Raw genomic sequence first — 7,227 nt, 5'->3', positions numbered from 1 at the left:
AAAAGTGGACCATGCCGATTAGGAACTGGCCGTTGGCAGTCCATCAATTTGCTATTCGATTCGGCCAAAGAGTACCGAAGATATGAAAAACCAATTTAACTGTTTACACAAAAATCATGACAGGGCCGGATACAAATTTGCATATACAACTGCTGGTTATCTTACATGGTTGATATATCATTATTTTTTAAATTAAATATTATTCCTGGTGAATAATTATATACAGTGAACCATCATTAGCATCTCCTCATTTCGCCTTAGATCGATAATTTTCAATTATTGATGCGCTGACCCAATGAGTATAATCCCTGACAAAAAACAATAACTTGCCATCTCTGGTAACATTTGGACAATTTTCGTGCCACTTAGGTGTATTAAGCTCCTCTATTGCCATGGCTTCAGTCCAGGAACCATCAGATTCTTTAAAACTGATAAATAAATCTGAAAACTGATTGGCGCTGTTTTCTTCATGCCTGGAAAATATCAAATAGCTTTCATCTGGCGCAATGAATGGCGTCATTTCACATATTAATTCTCCCTTATTGATATTTGAATCTAATATCCGGGGTTGAGTATATTGACCATTGATATATTCGGATAACATTATATCACCTGGAAACGCGCTAAAATATAAGTTTCCATTATCTGCGACCGATATCTGCCAGTGCAAATCGGCATTGTTAACTATCGGTCCCAATAGCTGTGGTTCGCCCCAACCATCACCAATGCGATCCATGTACCAAATATTTTCTTTGGTATTTTGGCCCGGACCAGTTGAAAGCACTGCTATAAAAAATAAACGATTGCCGTCATTAGTGATATGTGGAGAGTCGGAAGTAGTGAACTCTAGCGGAAATTCAAAATATGCCGGGGCAGTCCATTGATTATCAGCCGCGACAGAAAACTTCATAGTAGTTAATGAACCTGTCAGTATTGACCAATATGCATCCATTCCATCCGGAGTAAAAACTGGACAGCTATGAATAGTGGACCCCAGAATATCGGGAGCAAAATATTGAGGAACGATTCCGGGCGGTTCCTGCCCAAAATATGGACCCTGTAGATCAGCCGGGTTTTGATTGTCCTGAGCCGAGCCTGGAGCGACGACCATAAATATATGTACAATTGTTATCAATAAAGTAGAAACTGGGAACTTGCGATTCATTTTAATGCCTCCTTAAGAATAATTACCGTCTCCGAAATACAGCCAAATTTTAAATACCAAATAGGCAAAATATTACACGCGAATAGTTAATCTATTGACGATTGAAAGATGAGATTGTTAAGTATTTATTTATAATCTAAGAGCTGCCAGTCAATCAGTACATTCATCGGGTAAAATCTACGATATTCCCACGGGTAGCCCATAGGTACTGAGACTATCGATGGGACCGGAGGTAGTGGTGCCCCACACGTGCTTTAATCCACCACTGTGGTTTCGACAATAATTTATTTAATTTTCCGGATTTTCCGCTCTGCCAAAGCGCAATATAGAACCGGAACCGTAAATACAGTAATCAAAACCACCATCATTCCGCCAAATGAGGGGATAGCCATCGGTATCATAATATCCGCGCCTCTACCGGTAGATGTCAGCACCGGTAATAATGCCAATATGGTTGTCGCGACGGTCATCAAAGCCGGGCGAATTCTACGTTTTCCTGCCATAACAGTTGCTTCACGGATATCTCTGATTGATTTTGGTTGTTTGTCATCGAATACCTGTTTTAAATATGTGGATATTATAACGCCGTCGTCGGTGGCAATACCAAATAAAGCCAGAAATCCGACCCAAACGGCGACCGATAGATTATAAGTTTGGATTTGGAACAAATTTCTTAAATCAGCGCCAAAAAGCGAGAAATTCATAAACCAGTCCTGACCATAAAGCCAGAGCATCAAAAACCCGCCCGACCAGGCAACGAATATTCCCGAGAAAACCAATAACGTGGTTGGTACTTTTCTGAATTGAAAATAGAGAATCAAAAAGATAATAATGAGAGACAGGGGTAAGACCACCATCAGTTTTTTCTGCGCACGGATTTGGTTTTCATAACTTCCGGCAAAAGTAAAGCTAACCCCGGCGGGAAGCTCAAGTTCACCCGTTTCAATCTTTGCCTGGAGATAAGAATAGGCGTCTTCAACAACTTCAACCTCGGCATATTCAGGCTTTTTATCAAAAATCACATATCCCACAAGAAAAGTATCTTCGGCTTTTATTGCCATCGGTCCGCGTACGAAATTAATTGTCGCCAGTTCCCTCAATGGAATTTGGGCGCCACCCGGAGTGGGGATTAATATTTTTTCCAAAGACTCGATACTGTTTCTCAATTCTCTTTGGTACCGGACGCGAACGGGATAACGTTCTCGGCCTTCGACGGTAGTGGTGATCTTTTTGCCGCCGATTGCTACTTCGATGATATCCTGCACATTACGGATATGAATTCCAAAACGGGCAATCGCTTCTCGGTCAATCTCAATTTCCAGATACGGTTTACCCACGATACGATCGGCGATAACCGCGGCAGGCTCTATCGAAGGAACTTCTTTTAGAAAACGCTCAATATCCAATGCGGTTCTTTCAATATCCTCAAGCGTTGCTCCTTTGACTTTAACGCCCATCGGGGCTCTCATCCCTGATTGCAGCATAACCAACCGGGCGGCTATAGGTTGAAGCTTCGGAGCCGAGGTCGTTCCGATCATTTTTCCGGCGCGGACAATCTCATTCCAGATATCATCCGGAGATGATATTTCATCGCGCCACTGGCGGTATGGTTTACCCCTTTCATCCGGTATAAGATTATCCAGCGAATCTCTGACAAACTCATCGTTTTCGAATTTGAACTTTCTTATTTGACCGTCTTCATCGACGATATATTCGGATTTATAATTGATAATAGTTTCCACCATCGAAATCGGCGCCGGATCGAGCGGTGAATCGACGCGACCGATTTTGCCGACCGCTGATTCAATCTCGGGTATGGCCGCAAAGGCCTTATCCTGAGTCTGCAAAACATCCAGAGCTTCTCCTATAGAAGCATGAGGCATAGTAGTCGGCATGTACAGAAATGAACCTTCGTCAAGACTCGGCATAAATTCTTTTCCCAAACCGGGAAAAGTGTGATTGATAGAGGTGTATAATCGCGTTGAACGGACCCAGTCGGGCGCATGCCCAAAAATAGAATCAAATCCAAGCCAGATTGATAAACTAATGAGAACCAAAAGTGCGGGAAATGCAAGAAACAGCTTTTTATTATCCAAACACCAGCGCAATATCGGTTCATAGACTCTCATAAACATCTGAAACAGGAATAATATCCCGCCGAGAAGCATGACGGTAAATATAAAGTTAAAGAATTTTCCGGCTCCTACTCCCAGCGGCATCCAGTGGGATGCAAGAAACCAGGCAACAAAAGCGGCGATAAGATAGATATTAGCCTGCTGCATACGTTTTTGTATTTTTTGGGGGAGTAGATGCTTGAATCCAAGATAGGCAGCGATGAAAATATGAAGAATCCCGGTCAGCCAGAAAGAGTTGACAAACATAAAAATTGCCACAGCGAGTAGTAAAAACGGTACGAACGTCTTTTGCCCTTTTGACTTCTTCCGAGTAAAAAGAAAGTGCGCAAAGGGTGGTATTATCGCCAGAGCGATAATAACGGAGGATATCAGGGCGAATGTTTTTGTATATGCCAGTGGTTTAAATAGTTTCCCTTCGGCGGCGACCATCGTGAAAACCGGCAAAAATGAGACAACCGTAGTCGATACGGCAGTCAGAACCGCCCCGCCAACTTCAGATGCCGCCGTAAACACAGTCTTTTTCAAATCCGCTTCGGGGCCGGCTCGATCAAGATGTTTTAATATGTTTTCGCTGACTACAATCCCCATATCGACAATGGTTCCAATGGCGATAGCAATCCCGGAAAGCGCGACGATGTTGGCGTCAACCTTAAATACTTTCATGGCTATGAAAACCATCAGTACTGTCAGGGGGAGAAGTCCGGATATAAGAAGAGAGCTTCGCAGGTGCATTACCATAATCAGGATGACTATTATCGTTACCAGAATTTCATCAATGAGGGCGGTGTTGAGCGTACCGAGGGTTTCGTAAATCAATCCTGTGCGGTCATAGAATGGAATTATCTTAACCTGTGATTCGGCGCCATCCGGTAAAGTCTTTTTGGGCAGACCGGGCGAAATTTCTTTAATAACCTGCTTAACATTTTTAATTGTGGCCAGGGGGTTTTCACCGTAGCGGACAACGACGACGCCTCCCACCGCTTCGGCTCCGCCTTTATCAAGAGCTCCTCGCCGCATGGCCGGCCCCAGTGAAACTATTCCTATATCGCTAATGCGAATAGGAACATTATCGGATTGCCGGACGACCGCATTTTCAATATCAGCGAGTGTTTTAATAAAGCCGATTCCGCGAATGACATATTCGGCTTTATTTATTTCGATAGTGCGCGCTCCAACATCGACGTTCGACATACGGACACTATTAAAGACGTCAGTTAGAGCAATCTTATGCGCTCGCATGGCGTCAGGATTTACATCGATTTGATATTCCTGAACAAATCCGCCAATCGAAGCGACCTCGGAGACTCCCTTGGCGGACATAAGAGCGTATCTGACGGTCCAGTCCTGGATTGAGCGCAATTCATGTAAATCCCATCCTCCGGTCGGATTTCCGTTTTTATCTCGCCCCTCCAGTGTGTACCAGAAAACCTGACCCAGGGCGGTGGCATCGGGGCCCAAAGACGGCTGAACGCCGTCAGGCAATGAGCCTGAAGGCAGGGAATTTAATTTTTCGAGAATTCGAGATCGCGACCAGTAGAATTCAATATCATCCTCGAAAATGACGTAGATGGTAGAAAATCCGAAAAAGGAGTAACTGCGAATAGTCCTTACTCCGGGAATTCCCAGAAGCGAAACCGTCAAGGGATATGTGATCTGGTCTTCCATATCCTGCGGCGAACGGCCCATCCATTTGGTAAAAACGATCTGTTGATTTTCGCCAATATCGGGGATAGCGTCAACCGGAACCGGATCGCGGGGAAGACCTCCCAGATTCCAGTCGAACGGGGCGACCATTACACCCCAGGCAATGATAATCAGAGTCAATAAACTTACAATGAGCTTGTTATCGAGGCAATACTTTATCAGGCGATCAATTATTGAATATTTTTCTCCGCCATGATTTTGAATTCCGTTAGTCATTTATCTTTCCGTTGAACTTTCAGGCTTCAATGGTTTTTTTATTTCGCCGCATCGGAGCATAAGATCGCCATAAAATGAATTCCAGACAATGTCTTCGGTCTGTAGCCAATAAGCGCCTTTGTTATCGCGGGCCATGGGACAATAGGTCAGATAATAATCCCGGTTTTCCAAATGGCCAAAAGTTTTATGCAAATCGATAACAGTAATTGATAAATGGTAAAAGGCATCCCGGGCATCTTCAAGGTTTTCAGCGGTTTTACCGCGTTCACTGGCTTTCAGCATATTGGCGGAAAGTTCCATCCATCGTTCATGTCCGTCGTGTGAAAATACCGACATATTTGCCTGCCGAGTCATGTCCCCCAATTTTCCAAAACCGGTTGCCGCCAATTCGGGATTGTCGTTGGCGAGAGCCATTTGAATTTCAAAATAGGCATTATACACCGGTGCCAGCGTTTCAAGAGCTGGATTTTCCTCGTGGATATATTTAACCGGGGAGTTGACTATTTCATCAATTGTTAATTGGGCCTGAATCGCGCTTTCCGGAGACATCATGCTCGTCCTGGCTTGAATCTGAAGTTCGCTATCGATGCGGAAAGCGCCGTTGGTTACGACAGCTTCGCCTTCCTCAATTCCGGATTTAACAATATAGAAATCACCGGCTCGAGGCCCCAGTTCGATTTCACGTCCCTCAAAAAGAGGCCCGTCGCCTCCCGGCATTTCGACGTAAACAACAGCTCTTTTTCCCGTAATCAGGGGAGCCGAAGCCGGAATCAAAATGGGCGCTTCGCTAATACTTGCTTTCTTTCCCGAATAGCCCAATGATTCGGTGGGGACCAAGTCCATACCACAGACATCGCAGATACCGGGCCGGTCTTTTACTACTTCGGGGTGCATGGGACCGATCCATTTTCCCGCCAGGTATTCCGAAATCACATTCCCCTTGTTGTCGATTTTTGATTTGACAACCGCACTGACAAACATATCAGGTTTGAGACGGTTGTCGGAATTATCGACAATGGCTCTTATTTTTATGGTTCTGGTTGCGGGATCAACAATCGGGTTGATGAAACTGATAAGGGCGTCAAACTCTTCACCCGGAAATGACAGCGAAGTAAAGGTCAATTTCTGACCGTAGCGCAGCCAGGGCAAATCGGATTCATACGCTTCCAGAAGTACCCAAAGCTTTGATAAATCAGCTATTGTATAGATGCGCGTTCCCGTTTTGACATATTCGCCTTCGGCCGCGTTCATCTCAACCACAACACCTCCAACCGGAGCAGTAAGCGTCAGGGTGTGGGAATGTTCATCGCTTTTCTCTATTTCATTAATCTGCTCGTCGGTCAATCCCCATAGCTTTAATTTTCCCCGAGCCGCCTCGAGAGTTTGCTGTGCCGATTGTTGAAGAATGGAATTGGAAGATTTATCCGTCGATGCCAATGTTTTTCGGGCTTGAATCAATTCCTCCTGAGCCGTTAAAAGCTCCGGCGAATATATTTCAACCATATGATCGCCTCGATTTACCTTAATTCCGGTATAGTCCGCGTAAAGCCGTTCGAGCCGCCCCGGCATCCGGGCGGTGATTGTTGCCTGATTGGTTTCATCGTAGGAGATTTTGCCGACTATAGTTATTTCCGCCTCGCCAAAAGCCCGGATCGCCGGAGTAGTCGCAATTTTAGCAAGCTTTTTCGCTGATTCTGTCATTCGGATTTGTCGAGGCCCCAGGTCGTCGGCCGATCCCGATTCCAGAGGGATTAAATCCATGAAACAGATAGGACATTTGCCGGATTTAGGCAATTTAATCTGAGGATGCATTGAACAAGTCCAGGTTGTCGACTCTGATTCGGCGGTAGCGTGCTCATGTCCATCAGGCGCTACACCATCCGATAGCATTGATCCCAGGAAGAAAGCTCCGATTATAATAATCAACAATGCTATCCGTGCCGCCCATGATTGAGGCATCCAATGATTTATTATGTTCCTGACAGAATTCTTGCTCATTTTTTATTT

3 protein-coding genes are annotated in these 7,227 nt (G+C 44.8%); all 3 read right to left on the bottom strand.

The features are described from left to right. Positions 1–247 precede the first annotated feature (247 nt). The gene (locus V3V99_14120; GenBank protein ID MEE9443795.1) at positions 248–1,165 is read right to left on the bottom strand and encodes a hypothetical protein; all 918 of its coding nucleotides are present in this window, start codon (positions 1,163–1,165) and stop codon (positions 248–250) included. Between the two features lie 284 nt (positions 1,166–1,449). After that, positions 1,450–5,220: an efflux RND transporter permease subunit gene (locus tag V3V99_14115; protein MEE9443794.1), complete on the bottom strand. Its 3,771-nt coding sequence runs from the start codon at positions 5,218–5,220 to the stop codon at positions 1,450–1,452. After that, positions 5,221–7,218: an efflux RND transporter periplasmic adaptor subunit gene (locus tag V3V99_14110; GenBank protein ID MEE9443793.1), complete on the bottom strand. Its 1,998-nt coding sequence runs from the start codon at positions 7,216–7,218 to the stop codon at positions 5,221–5,223. Positions 7,219–7,227: the final 9 nt, after the last annotated feature.

This window comes from Candidatus Zixiibacteriota bacterium, assembly GCA_036480375.1.
Taxonomy (GTDB): Bacteria; Zixibacteria; MSB-5A5; order GN15; family JAAZOE01; genus JAZGGI01.
Note: the sequence above shows the minus strand (reverse complement) of the source record. Positions and strands in the feature narration are given on the sequence as shown.

Coding starts and splice junctions, on each gene's coding strand:
- V3V99_14110 (MEE9443793.1), bottom strand. CDS start 7,218: ATGAGCAAGAATTCTGTCAGGAACATAATAAATCATTGGATGCCTCAA.
- V3V99_14120 (MEE9443795.1), bottom strand. CDS start 1,165: ATGAATCGCAAGTTCCCAGTTTCTACTTTATTGATAACAATTGTACAT.
- V3V99_14115 (MEE9443794.1), bottom strand. CDS start 5,220: ATGACTAACGGAATTCAAAATCATGGCGGAGAAAAATATTCAATAATT.